The organism is Nonomuraea sp. NPDC050786 (genome assembly GCF_040654115.1).
Classification (GTDB): domain Bacteria; phylum Actinomycetota; class Actinomycetes; order Streptosporangiales; family Streptosporangiaceae; genus Nonomuraea.
Genome location: NZ_JBFAHJ010000004.1, coordinates 325,573 through 348,177 on the forward strand (window position 1 = coordinate 325,573; position 22,605 = coordinate 348,177).

Here is a 22,605-nt window from a genome sequence, read left to right on the forward strand (position 1 = left end):
GAAATAGCCTCCAGGCATGAACATTCCTGAGGGCTACACCACTGTCACGCCGTGGATCATCGGCCAGGACACCGCCGGACTCCTCGACTACCTGAAGAAGGCGTTCGACGCCGTCGAGCTGGCCAGGGTGACCGACGACGAGGGGCGCATCGGGCACGCGGAGGTGCGGATCGGGGACGCGGTGGTGATGATGTTCGACGGGGCCGCCCACTGGCCGCCCACCCCGGCCTTCCTGCGCCTGTACGTCCCCGACGCCGACGCCGCCCACCGCCGCGCCGTCGAGGCAGGCGGGACGTCGGTGACCGACGTCACGCACCTCTTCTGGGGCGACCGGGTCGGGCGGGTACGCGACCCGTTCGGCAACCTGTGGTGGATCCAGGCCCGCGTCGAAGAGGTCGCACCGGAGGAGATGGAGCGCCGCATGGGCGACCCGGAGTTCACGAAGGCGATGGAGTACGTCCAGAGCGCGGACTTCTTCCCTGGCAGGTGAGACGGATGATCGCCGGGACGGGGAAGAGCATCAGGTAGAGGTTCGGGACCCACCAGACCAGCGAGAAGTCGCCGCGCAGGGTCCAGAAGGCGATCGCCATCAGCCCTGACGCCATGGTGAGCACCAGCGACACCAGCATGAGCTGGTCGCTCCTGAAGACCCAGAGGCTGGCCAGGCCGGTGGCGCTGGCCAGCAGGTCGATCCAGAGGAACGACCAGTTCCAGTCGGCCATCAGCGGATTGGCGTAGTCCGCGAACGCCCACTCGGGCGGGATCAGCCCGAGCCCCGTGATCGTGAAGTAGGCCACGAACCCCAGGTCGGTGACCAGCATCAACCGCTTAGTCACGGGCAGCACGGTCGATCATCTCCATGAGGTGGCGGCGGGTCCGCTCGTGCAGGCCGGCGCCGGGCTCGCCGAGACCGAACAGCCGGGCGGCCCACCAGCCGTCCACGGCCAGGCGCACGGCTGTCGCGACGGCCGGGTCGATGCCGTCGTCGGCCAGCCGGGCCTGCCAGGCCGCGAACCTCTCGCGCAGCGGCTCCAGCCCGGCGGGATCGACCAGCACCCCGGCCAGCAGCCCGACGGTGACACGGTCGGCCGGGGACGAGGCGGTGTGGCGCTCGGGGATCGTGGCCGCGACATAGGCCCGCAGGAAGTCGCCGGGGCGGCTGCCGGCCTCGGCCAGGGCGGCGTCGAACGCGTCGGTCAGCCTCTCGACCATCGCCCCGACCAGCGCCTGCTTGGTCGGGAAGTGATAGAACAGCCCGCCTTTGGAAACCCCGGCCCTCTTGGCGACGGCCTCCAGGGTGAGCGACTCGGCCCCCTCGGAGAGCAGCACCTCGGCCGCGGCATCGAGCAGACGTTCCTTGGAACTGGCTCTTGGCACGGCTGTTACTGTACCGGCTGGCCGGTATATTTCAAGCCGGGCCCGTCCCCACGGAGGGGGACGGGCCGGCGGGTTCTAAGGGGCTGTCCTGTCGGGGCGCTCGCTGATCCGGATGAAGCTCAGGATCGGGTCGCCGGTCCGTTCGTGGAACGTCACGTCAAGGCGCCCGTCACTGACCTGCACCGTGAACTGGCGGATGATCGCGGTGTCCTGCCCGGCCTCGCGGGCCGGGTCGAGCGCCCGGATGACCGGCTCGCCCTCTATGGCGACGTCGAAGACCCGCTTTCCCGGCAGCTTGTGCCGGGTCTCCGCGAACCCGAGCTCGACGGTGTAGACCCCGTCGGGCACGTTGTCGAACCGGTACCCGCGCATGCCCTCGCGCACGCTCCTGAACAGGGTCTGCTCGCTCGTGCCGGCGATCGTCCTGCTGGTCGTGTTCGTCCTGGTGGACTCGCCCAGGTAGCCGTGCCCGCCGGGGGTGTACCGGCGGTCGGCCGTCCAGGTGTCACCGGCCGCGTCGGTCACGCTCGCGCCGCCGCCCGCGTCCACGGCCACCTGATGCCTGGGCACGACCACGGACACCGCGACGGGGAACGACGGGTTGCGCCCGCTGGCCGAGCGCACCGTCAGCACGCCGGTCCGTACACTCCCGGGCTCCATGCCCGCGCTGGACGCGGTGACCTTCAGGGTCGCGGACTTGCCCGCCGCGATCCCGCCACCGGCCGGCTCGGCGCTCAGCCAGCCGCTCTGGCCGGGCTCGACCTCGATCGCGTACGTCGTGTCCGCGCCCGTGTTGGTCAGCTCGAACGTGCCCTTCCTGCTGGCCGAGGCCGGCATGACCAGGGTGAGCCGATCGGTGGAGGCCGTCACCCGGCCGGTGGTCAGCGCCGTGTCCAGCTGGTTGCGCGCGCCCGCCTTGACCGTGACCGCCTTGGCGAGGGCGCCGTAGTTGTCCGCCGTGACCTCCAGCTGGTGGTCGCCGGCGGGCGCCTGGCCCAGGAACGTGCCGTCGGCCCCGGTGGTGAAGGAGGTGACCTGGCCCACCTTGACCGTCGCGCCCGCCAGCGGCTTGCCGTCGTTGGCGTCGGTGACCGTGCCGGTCACCAGGCCGTGCTGCCGTGCGGCGAAGGCGAGGCTCTGACCGTCGGCGATGGCGGCCAGGTTGGCGGAGTACTGCAGGGCGTCCGTGCCGTCGCCGTTCTCGATGCCGATCGTGGTGCCCGTGCCCGCCTCGCGCGCGCTGGAGATCCCGCGATAGCGGAACCCGATCGAGCCGTCCTCGCCGAGCAGCGTCTCGAACGAGAACCACTCGTCACCGTCGTAGAAGTGCGCCTCGCGCCACTCGATGACGAACGTGCGGTTCGGCGCCGTGCCGAGCGTGGCGGTGTAGAGACCGCTCTGCTCGTGCCCGTCCAGGGACAGGTCGTCCCAGTAGGGGTAGACGGCGGCGTTGGGGTCGTTCGCGGCGGGCAGCGGGACGTTGCTCGGGAAGGAGTACCAGTGGGGGGTGAAGGCCAGGTATCCGTTGGTGCTGACCGTGCCGCTGGTGTAGGTCCTGCCGTAGAACGGGAAGGCGAAGGGCAGGTCGACCTTCTGGACGTCGTCGTCGCCGGTGAGCGGCTGCTTCTCCGTGGCCTCGACGTACGCCTCCGTGCCGCTCCTGCACGTGTGGCCGAAGGCGTCGGCGTTGGCGGGCAGCTCGATGTCCTTCGTCAGGTCGCCCGTCACCGTGACCGGTGCGCTCGTCCGGCTCGCGCACCGCGAGGCCGGGACGACGTCGATGCCGTACTCCTTGTGGGGCAGCTTGACCGCGTAGCGGCCCGCAGCGTCGGTGACGGCCGTCACCGGGGTGCCCGCCACGCTCACGGTGGCGCCCGCCTCGGGCGCGCCGGTGCTGCTGACCGTGCCCGACACCGTGCTCATGGGCTGCGGCGCCATCGTCAGGTCCTGGGTGGCCGTCCGGCCGTCACCGACGGTGGCCGTGGCCGTGGCGTCGTCGTAGCCGAACTTCGTGACGGTGATCCGGTAGTCGCCGCTCAGCAGGCGCGGCAGCGTGTACGACCCGTCCTGGCCGGTGGGCACCGTACGGCTCAGCGGCCCGGAGACGCTGACGGCCGCCCCCACCACCGGGGAGCCCTCCGAGGTGACCTTGCCGGTCAGCGTGCCCAGCTCGCCGGCCGGGGTCGCCTTGACCGCGGCGTAGGCGTCGAGCCTGCCCTCGCCCCAGGTGAGGTTGTCGGCGGCGGTGCCGCCGCAGCGCGTGTCGTCGACGTCGGAGGCCGTGCCGTCGAGCAGCGCCCGCGTCGCCTCGACGTCGCCCCGCAGGGCGGGCGAGGCCGACCACATCAGCGCCACCGTCGCGGCGACGTGCGGACTGGCCATCGAGGTGCCGCTCTTGAACCCGTAGCCGTTGCCGGGCACGGCCGAGCGGACGTTCACGCCGGGAGCGGCGAGGTTCGGCTTGATCTCGCCGTTCTCGCCGGGACCGCGGGAGGACTCGGGCATGATCGCGCCGTTGACGTCGAACGCCCCCGCGCTGTAGGAGGCCACGTAGCCGCCGGGCGTGCCCGTGGTGTCGCACTCGGGGCCGCTGTTGCCGTTGGAGAAGGCGGGGAAGATGCCCGCCGCCACCCACGCCTCGACGATCTCCTTGAACCACAGGTCGATGCCGGGGCCGCCCCAGGAGTTGTTGACGATGTTGGGCGCGAGGTCGGGGCGCGGGTTCTGGAGGTTGATGTCCGTGGGGGCGAGGATCCACTCGCCGGCCGCCAGCAGCGCGTAGCCGGGGCAGCCGCCGACGCCGCACGCCTTCGCCGTGATCCACTTGGCGCCGGGGGCCACGCCGATGCCGTCGGCGCCGACCATGGTGCCCATGACGTGGGTGCCGTGGGTGCGGTCGTCGCAGGGCGTGCGGTCCGGGCACGCGCCGGCCGGGTCGTACCAGTTGTAGCTGTGGTCCACCGTGCCGTCGGGCCGCGTGCCGCGGTAGCTGGCCTTCAGCGCCGGGTGGTCCCACTGCACGCCGCTGTCGAGGCTGGCGACGACGATGCCCTCGCCGCGGTCGCCCAGCTCGTCCCAGACCTTGGGGGCGTTGACGCGGTCGACGTTCCACTCGACGGAGCCGGCCTTCGCCTGGGCGACGCCCGCCTTCGGCTCCGGTAACGCGACGATCCGGTCCGGGGTGATCTCGGTTACCTCGGGAAGCTCGGCGATCTTTGCCGCCAGGTCGGCGTCGCCGGTCACCCTGATCGTGTTGACGATCCAGAACGGGGTGAACTCGGCGTGCGCGGATTTGAGCAGCTTGCGCACATCGGCCTGGGAGGCGGCAGCGGTCTCCGTCTTCATCCGGTAGACCTGCCGGCCCTTTCCTGCCTTGGTCTTCGCCGTACGCGCCGATCGCAGGTCTGCCTTGTCCTTCAGCCGTACCCAGAAGGTGGCCTTGTCGTCGGCGGACAGATCAGCCTGGACCGCCTGATCGATCTTGTCGGATCCAGGTGGGCTCTGGGCTGCTGCCGGGCTCTGGACGGCCAGCAGGGCGAGGGCTGTCCACAGCAGGACCGCTCGCCAGGGGCGGTATACGGACACACGATCTCCTTGACGGTGGGTTCTTGGGATCTTGTGAGCCCACCGGGGAGCAATCGTGGGTAGATCATGTGTTCGGTCGCAAGAGCGCGTAACAAGATTTAACATTCGCCACCGACCGAAAACCCTCGCCACCGACCGAAAACCCTCCCTCACGAGCCCTTGAACGCGCAGCTAGCTGCGGCTTCACCGGGCCGAGGCAGGGGTGGCGACTTTCTGCCAGCTGACCGGAAGCCGACACCCTGGGCGGGGCATGTCGGTTGCGTACGTCCCCGGGACCTTGCTACGTTCGCGGACATGTCCAGCCCCGAGGCGTCAAGACGCTAGCCACCGGTCATCCGGTGGCTGTTTCGCGTTGACGCCGGGCTCTCCGCGAGCCGTGCGGATCATCGTGATGCGGCCGGTTCCTCTACGGGGCAGGACCGATTCCCGGCCTGCCCGCTTCCAATCGATCTTCGATGCGGTCGCGGAGTTCTCTCATGCCATTCGCTGTTTACCTGCTCGGACTGGCGGTCTTCGCCCAAGGGACGTCCGAGTTCATGCTGTCCGGGCTCGTGCCGGGCATCGCGCGGGACCTGCACGTGTCCATCCCCGACGCGGGGCTGCTGACCTCGGCGTTCGCCGTCGGGATGGTGGTGGGCGCGCCGCTCATGGCGGTGCTCAGCCTGCGCTGGTCCCGGCGGGCCGCCCTGCTGGGCTTCCTGGTCACGTTCCTGGTCGCGCACGTGGTGGGCGCGCTCACCACCAGCTACGGCGTGCTGCTCGGCACGCGGTTCGTCGCGGCGCTGGCCAACGCCGGGTTCCTGGCGGTGGCCATGGCGACCGCCATCGCGCTCGCGCCCCCGAACGCCAAGGCGCGCGCCACCTCCGTCCTGCTCGGCGGTGTCACGATCGCCTGCGTCGCGGGCGTGCCGGGCGGCGCGCTGCTGGGCGAGGTGTGGGGGTGGCGCTCGGCGTTCTGGGCGGTGGCCGCCGCGCTGGTCCCGGCCCTCGTCGCCGTGCTCCGCTCGGTTCCCGCCGGCGCCCCTGAGTCCACGGGTGCGGGCGCGCGTGGCGAGTCGCGGGCGCTGCGGCGGCCGCGGCTGCTGGTGCTCCTCGCGCTGGGCGGCCTGGTGAACGGCGCCACGTTCTGCACGTTCACGTACCTCGCGCCGCTGCTCACCGGCGAGACGGGGATCGGGTCCACCTGGATGCCGTTGATGCTGGCCCTGTTCGGGCTGGGGTCGTTCGCGGGGGTGACCATCAGCGGGCGGGTCGCCGACACGCGGCCGCTCCGGCTCCTGGTGGGCGGCGGGACGGCGCTGGCCGCCGGCTGGGTCCTCCTCGCGATGACGGCCGGGGCGCCGGTGCCGGCGATCGCGCTCGTGTTCGTCCAGGGGACGCTGTCGTTCGCCGTGGGGTCCACGCTGGTCTCCCAGGTCATGTACGCGGCCACCGGCGCGCCCACGCTGGCCGGCGGGCTCGCCACGGCCGCGCTCAACGTGGGCGCGACGCTCGGCCCGTGGCTGGGCGGCGTGACCATCGGGGCCGGGCTCGGGCTGCGCTCGCCCCTGTGGGTGAGCGCCCTGCTGGTGATCGCCGCCCTGGCCACCGCCGCCGTCGCCCACGCCGTCGGGCGGCCGTCATCCGGGAAGTCGGTGGAGCAGGACCATCCGGCTGAGGCACAGTGAGTGTCATGGAACCCGCGTCACGCTTCCGCCGGGAGGTCCGGGCCTTCCAGGAGGCCGTCCCGCAGGCGGCCGGGACCGGAGCCGCGCCGGCCGTGCCGTCCTGTCCCAGCTGGTCGGTCGCCGATCTGGTGATCCACCTGGGCGCCGTGCACCGGGGCGTGTCCAGCATCATCGAGGAGCGGCGCGACGGGCCGCCCGACGCCTCCGACCTCTCCTTCGCCGGGCTGCCGCCGGACCTCACGGGGTGGCCCGATCCGGAGCACGCGCCCAACCTCGGGCCGATCCCGGACGAGGTGCTCGACTGGTTCGAGGAGGGGGCGGCCCGGCTGGGGGCGCTCTTCGACGAGCGCGAGGCCGGCGAGCCCGCGTGGACGTGGTCGAAGGAGCAGACCGTCGGGTTCTGGGTGCGGATGCAGACCATCGAGGCCGCCGTACACCGCTGGGACGCCGAGAACGCCGTCGGCGTCCCGCGCCCGATCCCCGAGGACGTGGCGGCCGACGCGGTCACGCAGACGTTCGAGGTCATGGCGCCCGCGCGGCGGGAGTGGACGCGGGCGCCCGGCGGCGCGTTCGACGTCGAGCTGGCCGGGAGCGCGTCGGACCTGATGCTGTTCCTCTGGCATCGCATCCCGGCCGACGGTGCGCGAGATCGCGGAGCGGCTCGGGCTCACCAAGACCGCGGTCCTCTACCACTTCCCCAGCAAGAGCCGGATCGTGGCGGCCCTGGCCGAGCCGCTGCTGGCAGACATGGAGGCCGCGATCGACGCGGTTAACCGCGCCCCGGGCGGCGACGAGCGCCGCAAGCGGTGGGCGGTGATCGAGGGCCTGCTCGACGTCTGACTGGCGCACCGCCATCTGCTGAGGCTGCAGATGCGCGACCTCGCGCTGGCCTCGGAGGAGTCCGTCTTCGAGCGTTTTCGAGACGCCGCGCACCTGGCCCAGCACATCATCGCCGGCCCGCTCGCCGACCATGCCGACCGCATCCGTGCGACGCAGGCGTTCGCCATGCTCAGCGATCCCGTCGTGATGTTCGCGGACCTGCCGACGGAGATGCTGCGGCCCGCCGTGCTGGCCGGGGTGGAGCGCCTGCTGGAGGAGCGCCCCGAGCCCCAGCAGGCCCGCCGCCGCGGCAGGCCGGGGGCGATGACGCCGGAGGCGGTGGAGCGGGCCAGGCGCATGCACGCCTCGGGCGAGCACACCGCCGCCGAGATCGCCCGCGCCCTCGGCGTCTCCCGCGCTACCCTCTACCGTCACCTCAATATTGAGACGCAGTGAGACATTTTTGAGACACAACGCCCGATGGGGCGCCGGCTGACACGAGGGATAAATCGGTGGTGTGCGGACATCCTCCGCGGCTACGGTTGTCGCAGGTCAGCGGGCGGAAACGCGCGCTGTCCCCACGGGCCCGCGGCTCAACCGTACGGAATCTACCGACGGCGAGGCGATGGTCACCACTGGCGCCGTCCTAACGCCCCCAGACGATCGCGAGCCGCGGGCCCCGCCTCTCACCACACGACGCTCGCCGCCTCTCACCGGCCGGCGAACGGGGATTGTCGCGGTGGCCCGGCGGACCACCGCGGACGCCGTGCTACGCCACCTTGGACGACGGGACCGTCCAGGTGTTGCACGATCCGGGGTCGCCGGTGGCAAAGCCGCGATTGGACCAGGCGCGCCTGGTGGCCGTCTTGCCTTCGTCTGGATCCTCGCCGCGGGCGTCGCCTGAGAGCAGGCTCACGTAGTAATCCCAGTCCTTCTTGGTCCGCCCTTTCATCGGCCAGACGCTCTTCAGGAAAGCACCGGCGAGGCAATCCTTCTGGAGGTGGTAACGGCGTGCCTGCTCGAAATACTCGGCCTTGCCGCGGTACGGCACGGCGTCATAGGCGACCTGGATGCCGGTCAAATTCTGAACCTGATAGCCGTACATATAGGCGACCGTCCCGAACAGCCAGAGGTCGTCGGGATCGGTGACCCAGCCCTTGCCGATCTGGAAGAACAGCGTGCGATTCTTCACGCAGTACCACGCCTGCGAGTCGTCTTTCCCCGGCTTGAAGTCGCAGGTCTTGGGGATTTTGGCGACGTGCCGCACCCTGACCTTGGAGAAAGGGAGTCCGGCGCCGGTGAGGTGCTGTTCCCAGGTGGTTTCCAGGCAGGCGATGACCGCGTCGACGTAGGCGCGGGCCAGCTTGCGGTCACCCTGCTTGACCTTCGGCTCCGTACACGTCGTCGTGGGCAGCGGGCCCGCTTCGTAAAGCGGATTGGCGATGAGTTTGGGATGCTTGACGGGATAGGCGGTGACCTCGGCGGTGGCCGTACCGGCTAAAGGCACCATGAGGGCGGCTGTCAGCGCCGCGGTCATGAGAAGTTTCACGAGGCGTGAGAATAGAACCTCACGCCAAAGAGGGCCAGCTCGGCTGAGAAAGTGATTGAACCGCCACTCAGGCGGCGGCGGGCGACCGGTAGTCTCGTCGTGGAAAACGCCGGAAGGGGCTTCGACATGCACGGCAGACATCTCGCGCTCGCCCGGCTCGACGTCCTGGTCGGCCGGTGGACGGTGCAGCCGAAGGTGGACGGCCTCGGCCGCGCGTGGACCGAGTTCACCTGGCAGGACGACGGCCAGTTCCTCCGCCAGGTCACCGACGCCGAGCCGATGCCGGCCACCGCCCCGCAGGCGTGGCGGGACAACGCGCCGTTCCCGACCGTCGCCCTGATCGGGCTCGACGACACCACGGAAGAGTTCACCATGATGTACGCCGACGCGCGCGGCGTGCACCGGGTCTACCGGATGACGCTGGCGGACGGCGAGTGGCGGATCTGGCGGCACGCGCCGGGCTTCAACCAGCGCTTCCACGGCACGTTCAGCGCCGACGGCGACACGGTGAACGCCCGGTGGGAGATGTCGAAGGACGGCCAGACCTGGGACCTCGACTTCGAGCTCACGTACGCGAGGGCGGTCCAGGACCGGTAGCCGGAGTCGTCATCCACCGGTCCCGGCAGGCCCCAGCACCACGGGCAGCGCGACCGGCCCCTCGGTGATGAGCGACGAGTTGTAGACGATCTCGTCCTCCCCTGCCGCCAGCCGCAGCTCCGGGAACCGGCCGAACAGCGAGCCGAGCGCGATGCGGGCCTCCAGCCTGGCCAGGGGCGCCCCCAGGCAGAAGTGCGGCCCGCGGCCGAACCCCAGGTGTGTCTCCTGGCCGCGCGAGATGTCGAACCGCCCCGCGTCCCCGCCGAACCTGGCCGGATCCATCCCTGTCGCGGGCATCCCGACGACGATCGGGGCCCCGGCCGGGATCGTCACCCTACCGAGCCGCACGTCCGCCAGCGGGTAGCGGAACATGACGCTGATCACCGAGTTCCGGGCGCGCAACGACTCCTCGACCACCTGATCCCAGGCGTCGTCCCTGCGGGCTAGAGCGAGCTGTTCGGGATGGGTGCACAGGGCGATGACCGCGTTGGCGATCAGGTGCACGCTGGACTCGTGGCCGGCGATCAGCACCAGCCATAGGATCCGCAGCATCTCGCTGTCCGACAGCCGGTCGCCGTCGTCCTCCTGTGCCCGGATGAGGCCGGTGGTGAGGTCGTCACCCGGTTCGTCACGCTTGCGCTGGATGAACGCGCCGAGCTGGTCGAGGATGCCGGCCCCGGCCGCCGCGGCCTCCTCCGGGGTGGCGGTGTGCGACAGGATCACGCTGCTCCGTTCGCGAAGCGGCCGCCGTTCCGCCTCGGGCACACCGAACAGCTCGCAGATCACGTTGACCGGCAGTGGCTCGGTGAAGTGGCGGACCAGGTCCACCACGCCGCCCTCGGCCGGGAGCCGGTCGAGCAGTTCGTCCGTCATCTCCTTGATCCGCGGGGCGAGGGCGCGGACACGACCCGAGGTGAAGGCGCGGTTGATGAGGCCGCGCAGCCGCCGGTGGTCCGCGCCGTCCTTGGTCAGCGGGTGATCGCCCTCGATGAGCTGGCGCATGGGCCAGTCAGCGGGGATGGTGCCGTCGTTGAGCGCGGTGAAGTTCCGCGGGTTCGTGCTGTAGAGCGTGCCGTCGTCGGTGAGCACCTCGCTGACCATGTCGTACGAGGTCACCATCCAGGCGTTGACCTTGCCGGGGAGCTCGATGGGGAACACCGGCCCGTTCTCGGCGTGGTAGCGGCGGATCGTCCGGGATGTCCGCTCGCCGGGGACCGGGAGCTGCAGGGGAGGGGTGGTGGCCATGGGAGACCTCCGATGCGCGAGTGTCCTCCCCAATGTCCGCTATGCCCCGCTACCAGCCAAGACGAGCCGCTATCACCGTGAGGCCGTCAATCCCTGCCGACCGCGCCACACCCTGGCCCCTGCCTCATCCGAAGTCGTCTCATCGCGAGTCGCCTCATCGGAAGTCGCCTCATCGGAAGTCGCCTTATCGGAAGTCCTCGGCGTGGTCGGCGGCCCACTGGCGGAAGGTGCGTGCCGGCGTCCCGGTGACCTCCTCCACCGCAGAGGTGATCAATCCGGAGTGGGGCCGCGTCTCCGCGCTCGCCAGCAGGGCCTCCACCAGGGCCGGCGGCCTCCCGTCCGCGAGCATCTGCGCGCGTGCCGTCTCCACGGGCACCTCCTCGAAGCGCAGCGGGCGTCCCACGGCCTCTCCGATCGCGCGTACCTGCTCGGCCCTGCTCACCACCTCCGGCCCGGTCAGCACGTACGTCGCGCCCGCGTGCCCGTCGTCGACCAGCACGCGTACCGCCACCTCCGCGACGTCCCGCGGATCCACCACCGCTGTGGCCGCGATGCCAGGGCCCCGTACGGCCCCGGTCTCGCGGATCTGCGCGGCCCACCCGCGGGTGTTGGAGGCGATGGTGTTCGCCCGCAGGAAGGTCCACTGCAGGCCGGACTTCTCGATCAGGCCCTCCATGTCGGCATGGAGCTGGTTGATCGGGTCGCTCTGCCGCTCGGCTCCGTCGTTCACCCCCGAGGACGAGAGGTAGACGACCCGGCGGGCATGGCGGCGGATCACGTCCAGGACGGCCGAGGCGCCTTCGGCGGTGAGAAAGGGCCAGACCAGGAAGACGGTCTCGACCTCCGCCAGGGCCGGCTCGAGCGTGTCCGGCCTGGACAGGTCGCCCTCCGCCACCTCGACCCCCGCCGCAAGACGACCGGCCTGCCTCGTAAGCGCGCGTACGGGGACGCCGGCGGGCACCAGCCGGGCCAGCACTTCCCGGCCGACATTGCCGGTCCCGCCAGTCACAAGAATCCTGCTCATGCCCGTCATCAGCCCGCGATGCGGCCGGCGATATTCCGGTTGCAGGGCGGTGGCTGAAAGTTTCAGCGACGGTTGACGCGGGGAAAGCGCTTTCCTACTGTGACGGGGGTTTCATCGATGTTCCATGCTTTGCCCGGGCAAGGACACAGAAGGCGATCTCGTACGCGGCGTCCCGGCGCGCTCCACCATGCGCCCGCGCCGCCGTACCCACACCATTGGAGAAGGATGATGCGCCTGAAAGCCGTCCTCGCGTGCGCCGGCCTGTTGGCCGGGGCATTCGTCACACTGTCGCAGACCGCCGCGCAGGCGGCGCCGACGCGGTACGAGGCGGAGAGCTCGCCCGCTGTCTGCAGCGGCACCATCGACAGCAACTGGTCCGGGTACTCGGGCAGCGGGTTCTGCAACGGCACCAACGCCACCGGCGCCTACGCCCAGTTCACGGTCAACGCCGGCACGGCCGGGACGGCGACGGTGAGCGTGCGGTTCGCCAACGGGACCACCGGCGCCCGGACCGGCGACCTGATCGTCAACGGCACGACCGCGCAGAGCGTCTCGTACGAGGGCACCGGCGCGTGGAACACCTGGGTCACCAAGACGCTCACCGTCTCGCTGAACTCGGGCAGCAACACCATCCGGTTCAACCCGACCACCTCGAACGGCCTGCCCAACATCGACTACATCGACGTCGAAACGGGCGGCACGACGCCCCCGCCGACGACCGGCACGCTGTACGTGGCGCCGAACGGCAAGGACAGCGCGGCCGGAACGCAGTCGGACCCGACGACGCTCACCTCGGCGATCACCCGCGTCACTTCCGGCGGCACCATCTACCTGCGCGGCGGGACGTACAACTACTCGCAGACGGTCACCATCGCGCCGGGCAACAACGGCACCTCGAGTGCCCGCAAGAAGCTGTCCGCCTATCCGGGCGAGACTCCGATCCTGAACTTCTCGGCCCAGAGCGAGAACTCGGCCAACCGCGGGCTCGCCGTGAACGGGTCGTACTGGCACGTCTACGGCATCGTCGTCGAGCGCGCCGGCGACAACGGGATCTTCGTCGGTGGCAGCAACAACATCATCGAGCGCACGGAGACGCGCTTCAACCGCGACACGGGGCTGCAACTGTCGAGGATCGCCTCCGACACGCCCCGCGACCAGTGGCCGTCGAACAACCTCATCCTGAGCGCGTTGTCGCACGACAACGCCGACTCCGACGGCGAGGACGCGGACGGCTTCGCCGCGAAGCTCACCGTCGGCCCCGGCAACGTCTTCCGCTACTGCGTGTCCCGCAACAACATCGACGACGGCTGGGACCTCTACACCAAGACGGACACGGGAGCCATCGGCCCGGTGACCATCGAGGACTCCCTGTCGTACAACAACGGCACCCTCAGCGACGGCAGCCAGGCCGGCAACGGCGACCGCAACGGCTACAAGCTCGGTGGCGAGGACATCGCGGTCAACCACATCATCCGGCGCAACATCGCGTACCACAACGGCAAGCACGGGTTCACCTACAACCGCAACCCCGGCACGATGTCGATCTCGAACAACGTCAGCATCGACAACACCGAGCGGAACTTCTCCTTCGACGCCGGCACCTCGGTGTTCCGCAACAACACCTCCTGCCGCAGCGGCAGCGGGACCAACGACCGGATCGTCGGTGACGCCGACAGCTCCAATCAGTTCTGGTCCGGCTCGAACGGGTCCCGGTGCTCCTCCTACGCCGGCGCCCTGCACTGGTCCTTCGCCTCTGACGGCCGCCTGGTGGTGACCTTCGGCGGCAGTCCGGTGACGCCGTAACGGACCGCTCCCCCGGCCATGCCGCCGAGCCTGCCCGGCGGCATGGCCCTCGCCATGTCAGGGGGTTCTGCGGAGCGAGCCCAGGGCCGCCGCCATGAGCAGCGCGGCCACCCCGCCGCAGATCATCACGGTCGAGACCGAGAAGGCGTCGACGACGCGGCCTCCGACGAACGCGCCGAGCGCGAAAGTCGCCTGGAACGAGGAGGTGAAGACGACCGTGGCGGCTTCCGGCGCGTGGGGGGCCGCGGCGATGAACGACGCCTGCGAGCAGACGGGCACGCCTCCGTAGGCCAGCCCCCAGAGCACGAGCAGCGCCACGGCGCCGACCGCCGTGCCGCCGACCGGGGGCAGCAGCAGGGTGGCGGCCGCGATCAGGCAGCCGCAGATCACGAAGGCGCCCCGCGGGTGTGTGGCGGTGGCCTTGCCGGCCAGGAAGTTGCCGGCGATCCCGGCCACGCCGTACGCCAGCAGGACGGCGCTGACGACCGCGGGATGCAGGCCGGTGACGTCCTGGAGGAACGGCGTGACGTAGGTGTAGGTGCCGAAGTGGGCCAGGACGATGAGGAAGGTGGCGAGCAGGGCGATGGCGCCGCCCCGGCTGCGCACCAGATCGAGTAGGGCGCGCGGGCTGGTGACCTGGTGGGCGGGCAGCCGCGGCAGCAGCATCAGCAGGGCCGCCAGGACCAGGAGGGCCAGCGCGGCCAGGACCAGGAAGGCGGTTCGCCAGCCGGCGAGCTCGCCGATGAGTGTCCCGGCCGGCACGCCGAGCACGGAGCCGAGCGGCACGGCGGAGAAGATCACAGCGGTGGCCGTGCGGACGGCCCGCGGCGGCACGAGGCGGCCGGCCAGCCCCGCCCCGATCGACCAGAACCCGCCGATCGTGAGGCCGACGAGCACCCTGGAGATCAGCATCACCCAGTACGCGGTCGCCACGGCCGCCAGCACGTCGGCCACGGCGAGCACCGCCATGAGGACGCAGAGCATCAGGCGGCGGTCCAGGCGCGCGGTGCTCAGCGTGACGGCGGGCGCGGCGATCGCGGCGACGACGCCGGGCAGCGCCATGGTCAGCCCCGTGGTGCCGTCGGAGATGCCGAAGTCGGCCCCGATGGCGGTCAGCAGGCCGATGGGCAGGATCTCGCTGGTGACGATGGCGAAGATGCCCAGCATGAGCGAGAGCACCGCGAGCCGGCTGATCAGCGGCGAACGTGGTGGAGTGAGCGTGGTGGTTGACATGGTTCCCGTTCAGCAAGAGCGCGTGATCGATGGGAAACCAGCCAAGCAAGGAAAGAGTGACGGGCACCGGCAGATTTCGGACCCCTACAGGTGGTGATGCCGAGATCGTCGACAAGCCGGGCGCGCCCGTAACGCATCACGAGATAGGCGCGCGCCCGTAACGCATCACGAGATCGGCGGGCGGCCGGGCACGGGGCGCGCGCGGGGCCGGCGCATCAGCAGAACCGCGCCCAGCAGGAACAGGAGCCCCACCCCGGCTGCCGTGCCGCCCACGGCCACGTAGCCCATGTCGATCGGCGGGTGGGTGGTCGGCGAGGCGACCGGCCCGCCCCCCAGGTACTCCGTCCCCTTGTACGGAGCGGCCGTGATCTTGGCATTCTCGGCGGCGCCCGCCGCCTGCACCGCCGCCGCCGCGTCGATCAGCCCGAAGCCGAGGAACACGGTGTAGCCGGCCGGCGGCTTCTTGGCCGTCCGCACCAGGATGTCGCGTACCTGCCGGGGCGTCAGATCGGGCTTGCGGGACAGCATCAGTGCAGCGGTGCCCGCCGCGAGCGCGCAGGCAGGAGAGGTGCCGTCCCCCGACCGGTAGCCGCCGCGGTTGTCGGCGGCGTAGATGTCCACGCCGGGCGCGGCGATCGTGTTGTACGTGTGCACCTGGGAGAAGTCCGCCCGCACCCCGGTGGGCGCCATCGCCGCCACCGCGATCACTCCCGGGTACGCGGCCGGGTACGACACGACGTTGTTGGCGTCGACCTCGAGCGGGTCGGTGGAACCGCCGTTGCCCGCGCTCGCCAGCAGGATGGCCCCCTTGCCGACGGCGTAGTCGACGGCCGCGGCCGTGTCCTCACCGTAGCCGCTGCCGAAGCCCCACTCGTCGGTGCCGAGGGACATGGAGATCACCTGCGCGCCCTTGTCGACGGCGTACCGGATGCCCTTGGCCAGCGCGGTGGCTGCCTTGAGGCTCTCCTTGTCGGCGGCGACGCGGCCGGACTTGGCGGCGGCCTCCGCGCGCTTGCGTGCCGGGTCCTCCCGGTCCCAGAGCACCCGTACCGAGAGCACCCGGGCCTGGGGGGCGACCCGCAGCACGCTGGAGGCCATGGCGGTGCCGTGCGCGCCCCAGTACGACTGCCCGGCACGGGCACCCCCGCCGATGAAGTCGGGGCCGCTCGTCACCCGGCCCCGGAACTCCGGATGGTTCTTCACGACCCCGGTGTCCAGGACCGCGACGGTGACTCCCTTGCCCTGTCCGAGCCGCTGCGCGGCGGGGACCTTCATGGCCCGCAGCTCCCAGCCCCGCGGCGCCTCGGCCACGGCGGGTGCGGCGGTGGCCGTGACCAGGCCGGCGACCAGCGCGAACGCTGCCAGCGTGCGGATCATGCCCCCACCTTCCTGGACTCGGCGCGCAGCCGGGTGGCGAGGCTCTCCGCGAGCCCTTGAGCGGTGTACGCCCACGCCTCACGGTCCTCCTGCTGCGGATAGGCCCGCTTGCCCCACGGTTCGGGCAGCCGTCCGGGCCTGCGGCCGTCCGCCGGCCCCGTGGTGACCGCCACGAACATGGGCGCCTCCCCGACGAGCCGGCCGCCGTTCCCGGTGCGCGCGGAGTCCTTCCACTGGGTGCCGGGCGCGGCGAGGGCGCGCACCGCGTGGTCCGGCTTCTCCTGCGCATCACGGACGACGTCCTCCAGGTCCAGGACGGCCTTGGTGTCGCGGAAGGCGACCAGAGCCACGGTGGCGGCCGTCCCTCCGGTGTCGTCCACGTACGTGGCGCGCATGGCCGCGACGCAGCCCCGCTCGGCGGCGGTCCGGGCCAGTTCGCCGGAGAGCGCCGTCCGGCAGGAGGTGTCGGTGGAGATCGCGGCTCTGGTCCAGCCGCGCTCGTTGTTCGGGGAGGCGTATCCCTTGTCGGGGTGCTCCCGGCCGAGGTACGGCGGGAACAGCTTCTCGACGGGCACGTTGCGCCACAGTTCCCTGGAGTACGCCGAGTTGTGGATGACCTGCTGACTGTTGGAGTAGGCGTGTGCGATGAGCGCGCCGCCGCCGAGCATGGCCAGCAGGCCGAAGCCCGCGACGACGAGGCCCAGGGCGACCCGCCAGCCCTTACGTGGGGGCCGCGCCGGCCCGGCCGGCGGCTGTGGGTGCTGGTACTGGGGCTGGTGCTGGTGCTGGTAAGGCTCTGCCTGCGGGGGTGGCGGGGGCAGCTGTCCGGATGCGTACGGGTGGGGATGCCCGGAGGGCGGCTGTGGGGGATGGAGCCCCGGCCCGGAGTTGGGCGGGGGATACATCATCGTCTCTCCTGTCGTGCGAGCCGGCCGATCAGGGGGCGGAGCACGGTTCCGTTTGAACCCATCTGATCTTTTTGCGCGTTCTGACCCTATCGGTCTGCCGTACGAACCGGACCCGCACCCTGAATGCCGGCCTACGTTTGCAGGCCGGTGGTGCCGTCGATGAGCTCGCGCAGGATGTCAGCGTGTCCCTCGTGCTGGGCGGTCTCTTCGATCATGTGGGCGTAGATCCATCTCAGTGACATCTCGCCGAGTCGCTTCGACGGCACCGTGTCGTCGAGTGTGAATCCCGCTGCGACGAGCCTGCTCTCCTCGCACACCCTGTCGTACTCCGCGATGAGGCTGTCGAGGGTGTCGTCGGGGCTCAACTCCCAGCTCTGGTCGTCTCCGCGGGAGTTGCCGGGGATGTCGGCGGGATCGCGCCGCGCCAGCTGACGCTGGAACCAGTTCCTCTCCACCGCGGTCAGATGCTTGATCAGCCCTGCCAGGGTCGTCCTGGACGGCACGATCCGTCGGCGCGCGTCCGCTTCGGAGACCCCGGCGACCTTGGCCTTGATCTGCCGGCGATGGCAGTCGAGGAACGCCTCCAGCACCTCACGTTCGGTGCCGGTGCTGACGAGTTCTTCGGGCCATAGCGGCGTGGACACGATGAGCACCTCCGTGTTTGCGGGTGAACAGGGCATGCTACGGCCGGCGCCGCCTGGCCTGCTGCCCGAAGCGCTCGCCCTGGGCCCGGCGACCGCCCTCGGCCTCCTGCTCGGCACCGCCGCCACGGCCCGCCGGCGCGCCTTGCGGTACGCCGCCGCCGGCACGGTGCTCGGGCTGTGGTCCGGACCAGGGCTCTGCTACGCCGCCGTGCCCTGGCTCGTACGCGCCCGGCAGGGCGGGAGCGCCACGCCGGACGTCGCACTGGAGCTGAGGCTGCCGTACCGCTTCGGCCTGCCGATCCACGGCTGGGCGCACGTTCAGGAGGGGCTGAAGCATCCGGGACGGTTCACCACCACCAGGACGCTGGAGGTGCCCATCTACACCGTCGATCGCGTGTGCGAGCTGCGCGAGATCCCCCGGGTGGACTTCATGAAGGTGGACGTGGAGGGGTTCGAGCCGGAGGTGCTCAAGGGCGCCGAGTGGACGATCGCGCAGCACCGGCCCACCTTGCTGATCGAGATCGAGGATCGCCACCTCGACAAGTACGGTCAGACCGCCGCCGATGTCGCGAGCTCGCTGATCGAGCGCGGCTATCGCATGCACGTCTGGCAGCACGCGCGCTGGAGCCGGACGGAGAAGGTGAGCACGCGGCGGCGCAACTACCTGTTCACGGGCCGGTAGCCGTGGCCTGTCACGACAGCGCCGGCTCCTCGTCGCGTTCCTCGTCACGTTCCTCGTCGCGTTCCTCGTCGCGTTCCTCGTCGCGGGGGAAGAAGGGCAGCTCGAGGTAGACGCGGTCGGCGGCGGCGAGGATCTGCGAGGCGTCGTCCACCGGCGGGTGGATGTACTGGTTGATCCGCTTCTTGACGTCCGCGCCGGCGGCGCCCGAGGCCATCACCCTGCGGTCCCAGCCCCGGGTGAAGATCGCACCGGCGCCGCCCAGGTCCAGGCAGGTGACGTACGGGCCGGGGGTGAAGTCGCGCAGCGGCAGGTCGAGCAGGTCGGCCGCCGCGTTGTACCCGGCGACCTTGCCGAGCGGGGTGGCGTGCTGGCAGGCCTGCATGACCGTGTGCTCGGCGTCGTACGCCGCCGCGGCCGTGTCCCCGGCGGCGAACACCTCGGGAAGGGCGCGCAGCCGCCGATCCACCGGCACCCGGCCGAGGTGGTCGAGCTCGTCGGAGATCTGCCGGGTGAGCTCGCTGGCCCTGATCCCCACGGACCAGACCACGGCGTCCGCCTCCACCCTGGTGCCGTCGGAGAGGACGGCGTATCCGTCGCCGACCTCCGTCACCGTGGTCCCGAGGCGGCATTCGACGCCCAGTTCGTCCAGTGCCGCCTCGATCTCCGCACGGGGGCCGGGCCCGAGCGGTTCCGCGACCACCTCCGACCGGTCCACCAGCAGCACCCGGCCCCGTGCGGCCAGTGCGGTCGCGGCCTCCAGGCCGACGAACCCGGCGCCGACGACCACGGCAGAGCAGTCCTGCCTGCCGCGCAGGTGCTCGGTGAGCCGCCGGGCCCCGTCCAGGGTGTCGATGTCGAAGAGCCGTTCGGCGCCGGGCAGGCCCTCGGGCTGAACGAGCCTGCTCCCCGCCGCCAGCACCAGGCGGTCGTAGCCGATCTCCTCGCCGTCGGCCACCACCGCGCGGCGGGCGGTGTCGATCGTGCTCACCGAGGCCCGCAGGTGCTCGACGCCGATCGGTGCGAGGATCCTGCCGAGCTCCACCTTGGCGAGGTCCGGCTCCGGCTCGTACAGGCGCGGCCGCAGCACCAGGTGCTCGTTCGGCGTGATGAGCGTGATGCGCAGATCCGCGTCCCCGCGTGCCAGTGCCGCTCCCGCCGCGCTCCACACGCCCGCGAAGCCGCCTCCGATGATCACAACATGTGCCACTGTCTCGTCCTTCTCTCATCCGGGGGATGGTTCGGCAGGGAGACAAGATGGCGGGTTCAGATGTGACCGAGGCGGGCGAGTTTCTCCGGATTGACCAGTCTCCTGAACGTCGTGATCCGCCCGTCGGCGATCTCCACGGTGTCGAGCCAGACCAGCTCGCCGCCGCTGTAGGTCGCCAGGGCCGGGTGCCCGTTCACCTCGACGATCCGGAACGCGTCGGGGCGCCTGATCTCGATCTGCCTGACCGCCAGCAGGGCGATCGTCCCGGCGCCGCGGACCGGCCTGCGCGCGGCGGTCGCCTTGCCGCCGCCGTCGGCGACATAGACGGCCTCGGGGTGCAGCAGCCCGACCAGCGCGGCCATGTCCCCCGCGTCGGCGGCCGCCTTGAACGCCTTGAGCACGCGTTCGGTCTCGGCCCTGGACGCTCGGGGCCGCTCCGTCACCTCGGCGACCCGCGCCCGCGCGCGGGAGGCGAGCTTGCGGCCGGCGGCGGGCGTGCCGCCGAGCACCTCGGCGATCCGGCCGAACGGGAAGTCGAAGACGTCGTGCAGCACCAGCGCGACGCGTTCGGCGGGAGTGAGCCTCTCCATGACCACCAGCATCGCGGTGCTCAGCGACTCGTCCATGAGCACCTGGGCCGATGCGTCGGGGCCGGTCAGCAGTGGTTCGGGCAGCCAGGGTCCGACATAGGACTCGCGGCGGACGCGCGCCGACTTCAGCACGTTGTAGGAGGTCCGGGCGGCCAGGGTCACCAGCCAGGCCCGCAGATCCCGCACCTCGGACAGGTCGGCGGCGGCGGCGCGCACCCAGACCTCCTGCGTCACGTCCTCGGCGTCGGCCACGCTGCCGAGGATGCGGTAGGCCGCCCCGAAGACCGCGGGGCGATGCGATTCCCAGTCGACTTCCGTCAACGTACCGCCCGGCTCCACCCTCGACCTCCGGCTCCAGGGGGCAGACGATCCTCTGCCCCCGAACGGCTTCCGGCGCGGCGCGTTTGCCGGCTGCGCCGCCCATCGACCCCAGGGTGACGGGCGGCACGTCGGTCACCAACCGACGGGGCCAAGGCGATCAATGAAGATCCCGGTCGGCCCGTCGGCGTCGAGCATCGCGAGTTCGACGATCGGGTCGGAGCCCTCGGTGACCGTCAGCTGGCCGGTGTGATGGTTCATGTCGGTGGCGGTGAACTTGCGGTTGGCGACCTCCCCGGGAGTGACCAGATTGAACTTGATCTTCGGGAGCGCCTGGGCGTACCGGACGGTGATCATGTTCAGCGCCGCCTTCGACGAGCTGTAGGCGAGCTCGTGCATTTTCGAGACGCGCTGGTCGGGATCGGTCACGACCGCGAAAGAGCCGCCGCCGCTGGACACCATCACCACCCGCGGGTTGTCGGACGCCTGCAGCAGGGGAAGGAACGCGTGCGTGACCCTGACCGGTCCGTACACGTTCGTGTCGTAGACGGAGTGAATCTCGTCAGCCGTCGCGTCCGCGGGTGGGATGACCCTTCCCGGCGCGCCGGCGTTGTTGATCAGAACATCCAGCCGGTCGGTGTGCTTGCGGACGAGCCGGACGGCGTCCGCCACCGACTCCTCCGAGGTGACGTCCAGCGGGACCATGACCACGTTCGCGCCACCGTCGGCCAGCTTGGCGGCGGCCGCCCGGCCTCGCTCCTCATCGCGCGAGCCGAGGAAGATCGTCCAACCCTGCTCGCCGAGCCGCCGGGCCGTCTCGAAACCGAGCCCCTTGTTGCCTCCGGTGATCAGCACCGAGGTCTGCTCTGAGTTCGTCATGCCCTCTAAGACGAGGGACCGCGCTCAGCTGTGACACGGTGTGAGCCACCTCATAGGCGGCGCCGACGGGGCGCGGCTGCTCCAACCCAAGGGGCCAAGAGGAGGCTCGGCCGGCACCTGCGCTACGGTTCCTGCCGGCAGCGTTTCGAGGAGGAGCCGGCATGGGCGGGGCCGAGAAGTTTCAGGAGCTGCGGCCGCTGCTGTTCTCGATCGCCTACCGGATTCTGGGCAGCGTGAGCGAGGCCGAGGACGCGGTCCAGGAGACCTGGCTGCGCTTCGAGTCCGCCCCGACCGAGCCAAAGTCGGCCAAGGCGTACCTGTCGGCCGCGGTGACCCGGATCTCGATCGACGTGCTGCGCTCGGCCCGCGTCCGGCGCGAGGAGTACGTCGGACCGTGGCTCCCCGAGCCGCTGCTCACGGACCCTTACCAGGACCCGGAGCGGTCGGCGGAGCTGGCCGACTCGTTGTCGATGGCGGCCCTGCTGCTGCTGGAGCGGCTCAGCCCGCTCGAGCGGGCGGTCTTCGTGCTGCGGGAGGTGTTCGACTTCGGCTTTCCCGAGGTCGCGGCGGCCGTGGGGCGCTCGGAGGCGGCCTGCCGCCAGCTGGTGGTACGGGCGCGGCGCCACATGGCCGCAGGCAGGCCCCGCTTCGAGGCGGACCGCAAGGAGCGAGAGGAACTGGCGTCGCGGTTCTTCGACGCCCTCCGCGAAGGCGACGTCACCGGCCTGCAGAATCTCCTGGCTGCCGACGTATCGATGGTCGGCGACGGCGGCGGCAAGGCCCCGCAGCTGGCCAAGGCCGTCACCGGCGCCCGGAACGTGGCGCGGCTGCTCGCCTCCGTCTTCCCCCGGATAGCCCTGATCGGCGTGACGGGCGAGCCGCACGAGGTCAACGGCCAGCCGGGCGCGATCTTCCGCGACCGGGACGGCAAGGTGCTCAACACGCTGGTGCTCGATGTACTGGACGGGCAGATCCAGGCGATCCGCCTGGTGATCAACCCCGACAAGCTCCGGCACGTGGGCCCCGTGGCGGACGCCTGGGCAATCGACCGTGAAGTAAGACAGGCACGCCGGCCCACGCGATAGCCGCAACAGCCGACCC

The 22,605-nt window shown here is 71.0% G+C and carries 20 protein-coding genes and 2 pseudogenes; 9 read left to right on the plus strand and 13 right to left on the minus strand.

Annotated features, from left to right (window positions below; translation table 11 throughout):
* Positions 1-16: 16 nt before the first annotated feature.
* Positions 17-490 carry a VOC family protein gene (locus AB0H84_RS11520; RefSeq protein WP_357601807.1) on the plus strand — a complete coding sequence of 158 codons (474 nt, stop codon included), beginning with the start codon at positions 17-19 and terminating at the stop codon, positions 488-490.
* Here AB0H84_RS11520 and AB0H84_RS11525 read toward each other — a convergent pair.
* The 3 genes from AB0H84_RS11525 to AB0H84_RS11535 form a co-directional block, all read right to left on the minus strand.
* The gene (locus tag AB0H84_RS11525; protein ID WP_357601810.1) at positions 438-836 is read right to left on the minus strand and encodes a DUF5360 family protein; all 399 of its coding nucleotides are present in this window, start codon (positions 834-836) and stop codon (positions 438-440) included. The genes AB0H84_RS11520 and AB0H84_RS11525 overlap by 53 nt on opposite strands.
* Positions 829-1,377, minus strand: coding sequence for a TetR/AcrR family transcriptional regulator (locus AB0H84_RS11530; protein ID WP_357601813.1), 549 nt, complete (start codon positions 1,375-1,377; stop codon positions 829-831). Before AB0H84_RS11530 ends, AB0H84_RS11525 begins: the two co-directional genes overlap by 8 nt.
* Before the next feature lie 75 nt (positions 1,378-1,452).
* A complete protein-coding gene (locus AB0H84_RS11535) occupies positions 1,453-4,962 on the minus strand; it encodes a S8 family serine peptidase (RefSeq protein WP_357601816.1) in 3,510 nt (1,169 codons plus the stop codon).
* A 476-nt stretch (positions 4,963-5,438) separates the two neighbouring features.
* On the opposite strand from AB0H84_RS11535, the gene AB0H84_RS11540 reads away from it, so the two are divergent.
* From AB0H84_RS11540 to AB0H84_RS11555, 4 genes and pseudogenes are all read left to right on the plus strand, one after another.
* Positions 5,439-6,629 (plus strand): Cmx/CmrA family chloramphenicol efflux MFS transporter, encoded by a 1,191-nt coding sequence (locus AB0H84_RS11540; RefSeq protein ID WP_357601819.1) that lies wholly within the window; start codon positions 5,439-5,441, stop codon positions 6,627-6,629.
* A gap of 5 nt (positions 6,630-6,634) precedes the next feature.
* Positions 6,635-7,243 (plus strand): annotated as a pseudogene (locus AB0H84_RS11545) (maleylpyruvate isomerase family mycothiol-dependent enzyme); the annotation flags it as partial.
* Between the two features lie 25 nt (positions 7,244-7,268).
* Positions 7,269-7,313, plus strand: a pseudogene (locus AB0H84_RS11550) (hypothetical protein); the annotation flags it as partial.
* 186 nt (positions 7,314-7,499) lie between these two features.
* Positions 7,500-7,904, plus strand: a complete 405-nt coding sequence (locus AB0H84_RS11555) for a helix-turn-helix domain-containing protein (protein ID WP_357601821.1) — start codon at positions 7,500-7,502, stop codon at positions 7,902-7,904.
* A 313-nt stretch (positions 7,905-8,217) separates the two neighbouring features.
* On the opposite strand, the gene AB0H84_RS11560 is transcribed toward AB0H84_RS11555, so the two are convergent.
* Positions 8,218-8,997 carry a neutral zinc metallopeptidase gene (locus AB0H84_RS11560; protein ID WP_357601824.1) on the minus strand — a complete coding sequence of 260 codons (780 nt, stop codon included), beginning with the start codon at positions 8,995-8,997 and terminating at the stop codon, positions 8,218-8,220.
* A 126-nt stretch (positions 8,998-9,123) separates the two neighbouring features.
* Here AB0H84_RS11560 and AB0H84_RS11565 point away from each other — a divergent pair, with 126 nt between their 5' ends.
* The gene (locus tag AB0H84_RS11565) at positions 9,124-9,594 is read left to right on the plus strand and encodes a hypothetical protein (RefSeq protein WP_357601826.1); all 471 of its coding nucleotides are present in this window, start codon (positions 9,124-9,126) and stop codon (positions 9,592-9,594) included.
* Positions 9,595-9,603: 9 nt separating this feature from the next.
* Here the strand turns inward: AB0H84_RS11565 and AB0H84_RS11570 are convergent, their stop codons facing one another.
* Together AB0H84_RS11570 and AB0H84_RS11575 are read right to left on the minus strand one after the other, a co-directional pair.
* Entirely contained in the window at positions 9,604-10,839 is a 1,236-nt protein-coding gene (locus AB0H84_RS11570; RefSeq protein ID WP_357601829.1) for a cytochrome P450, read from the minus strand.
* A 184-nt stretch (positions 10,840-11,023) separates the two neighbouring features.
* The gene (locus AB0H84_RS11575; RefSeq protein WP_357601831.1) at positions 11,024-11,863 is read right to left on the minus strand and encodes an NAD(P)H-binding protein; all 840 of its coding nucleotides are present in this window, start codon (positions 11,861-11,863) and stop codon (positions 11,024-11,026) included.
* Between the two features lie 228 nt (positions 11,864-12,091).
* On the opposite strand from AB0H84_RS11575, the gene AB0H84_RS11580 reads away from it, so the two are divergent.
* Positions 12,092-13,666, plus strand: a complete 1,575-nt coding sequence (locus tag AB0H84_RS11580) for a carbohydrate-binding protein (RefSeq protein WP_357602038.1) — start codon at positions 12,092-12,094, stop codon at positions 13,664-13,666.
* A gap of 57 nt (positions 13,667-13,723) precedes the next feature.
* Here AB0H84_RS11580 and AB0H84_RS11585 read toward each other — a convergent pair whose 3' ends face one another.
* From AB0H84_RS11585 to AB0H84_RS11600, 4 genes are all read right to left on the minus strand, one after another.
* Positions 13,724-14,899 carry an MFS transporter gene (locus AB0H84_RS11585; protein WP_357601834.1) on the minus strand — a complete coding sequence of 392 codons (1,176 nt, stop codon included), beginning with the start codon at positions 14,897-14,899 and terminating at the stop codon, positions 13,724-13,726.
* A gap of 165 nt (positions 14,900-15,064) precedes the next feature.
* Positions 15,065-16,276 (minus strand): S8 family serine peptidase, encoded by a 1,212-nt coding sequence (locus tag AB0H84_RS11590; RefSeq protein WP_357601837.1) that lies wholly within the window; start codon positions 16,274-16,276, stop codon positions 15,065-15,067.
* Positions 16,273-17,184: a hypothetical protein gene (locus AB0H84_RS11595; protein ID WP_357601839.1), complete on the minus strand. Its 912-nt coding sequence runs from the start codon at positions 17,182-17,184 to the stop codon at positions 16,273-16,275. Before AB0H84_RS11595 ends, AB0H84_RS11590 begins: the two co-directional genes overlap by 4 nt.
* A gap of 131 nt (positions 17,185-17,315) precedes the next feature.
* Complete coding sequence (locus AB0H84_RS11600; RefSeq protein WP_357601841.1) at positions 17,316-17,828, minus strand: DinB family protein; 513 nt, start codon at positions 17,826-17,828, stop codon at positions 17,316-17,318.
* A gap of 1 nt (position 17,829) precedes the next feature.
* On the opposite strand from AB0H84_RS11600, the gene AB0H84_RS11605 reads away from it, so the two are divergent.
* Positions 17,830-18,510 carry an FkbM family methyltransferase gene (locus AB0H84_RS11605; RefSeq protein WP_357601844.1) on the plus strand — a complete coding sequence of 227 codons (681 nt, stop codon included), beginning with the start codon at positions 17,830-17,832 and terminating at the stop codon, positions 18,508-18,510.
* 10 nt (positions 18,511-18,520) lie between these two features.
* Here AB0H84_RS11605 and AB0H84_RS11610 read toward each other — a convergent pair whose 3' ends face one another.
* The 3 genes from AB0H84_RS11610 to AB0H84_RS11620 form a co-directional block, all read right to left on the minus strand.
* Entirely contained in the window at positions 18,521-19,717 is a 1,197-nt protein-coding gene (locus AB0H84_RS11610; protein ID WP_357601847.1) for an FAD-dependent oxidoreductase, read from the minus strand.
* 56 nt (positions 19,718-19,773) lie between these two features.
* On the minus strand, positions 19,774-20,628 hold the full coding sequence (gene sigJ, locus AB0H84_RS11615; protein WP_357601850.1) for an RNA polymerase sigma factor SigJ: 855 nt from the start codon (positions 20,626-20,628) through the stop codon (positions 19,774-19,776).
* 132 nt (positions 20,629-20,760) lie between these two features.
* Entirely contained in the window at positions 20,761-21,504 is a 744-nt protein-coding gene (locus AB0H84_RS11620) for an SDR family oxidoreductase (protein ID WP_357601852.1), read from the minus strand.
* Between the two features lie 161 nt (positions 21,505-21,665).
* Between AB0H84_RS11620 and AB0H84_RS11625 the strand changes: the two genes are divergently transcribed.
* On the plus strand, positions 21,666-22,589 hold the full coding sequence (locus tag AB0H84_RS11625; protein ID WP_357601854.1) for an RNA polymerase sigma-70 factor: 924 nt from the start codon (positions 21,666-21,668) through the stop codon (positions 22,587-22,589).
* Positions 22,590-22,605 lie beyond the last annotated feature (16 nt).

Excerpts from the sequence above, each read along its gene's own strand:
- AB0H84_RS11605 (WP_357601844.1), top strand. The coding sequence starts at position 17,830 with ATGAGCACCTCCGTGTTTGCGGGTGAACAGGGCATGCTACGGCCGGCG.
- AB0H84_RS11595 (WP_357601839.1), bottom strand. The coding sequence starts at position 17,184 with ATGATGTATCCCCCGCCCAACTCCGGGCCGGGGCTCCATCCCCCACAG.
- AB0H84_RS11580 (WP_357602038.1), top strand. The coding sequence starts at position 12,092 with ATGCGCCTGAAAGCCGTCCTCGCGTGCGCCGGCCTGTTGGCCGGGGCA.
- AB0H84_RS11585 (WP_357601834.1), bottom strand. The coding sequence starts at position 14,899 with ATGTCAACCACCACGCTCACTCCACCACGTTCGCCGCTGATCAGCCGG.
- AB0H84_RS11575 (WP_357601831.1), bottom strand. The coding sequence starts at position 11,863 with ATGAGCAGGATTCTTGTGACTGGCGGGACCGGCAATGTCGGCCGGGAA.
- AB0H84_RS11565 (WP_357601826.1), top strand. The coding sequence starts at position 9,124 with ATGCACGGCAGACATCTCGCGCTCGCCCGGCTCGACGTCCTGGTCGGC.
- AB0H84_RS11570 (WP_357601829.1), bottom strand. The coding sequence starts at position 10,839 with ATGGCCACCACCCCTCCCCTGCAGCTCCCGGTCCCCGGCGAGCGGACA.
- AB0H84_RS11620 (WP_357601852.1), bottom strand. The coding sequence starts at position 21,504 with ATGACGAACTCAGAGCAGACCTCGGTGCTGATCACCGGAGGCAACAAG.
- AB0H84_RS11520 (WP_357601807.1), top strand. The coding sequence starts at position 17 with ATGAACATTCCTGAGGGCTACACCACTGTCACGCCGTGGATCATCGGC.
- AB0H84_RS11540 (WP_357601819.1), top strand. The coding sequence starts at position 5,439 with ATGCCATTCGCTGTTTACCTGCTCGGACTGGCGGTCTTCGCCCAAGGG.
- AB0H84_RS11590 (WP_357601837.1), bottom strand. The coding sequence starts at position 16,276 with ATGATCCGCACGCTGGCAGCGTTCGCGCTGGTCGCCGGCCTGGTCACG.
- AB0H84_RS11555 (WP_357601821.1), top strand. The coding sequence starts at position 7,500 with ATGCGCGACCTCGCGCTGGCCTCGGAGGAGTCCGTCTTCGAGCGTTTT.
- AB0H84_RS11625 (WP_357601854.1), top strand. The coding sequence starts at position 21,666 with ATGGGCGGGGCCGAGAAGTTTCAGGAGCTGCGGCCGCTGCTGTTCTCG.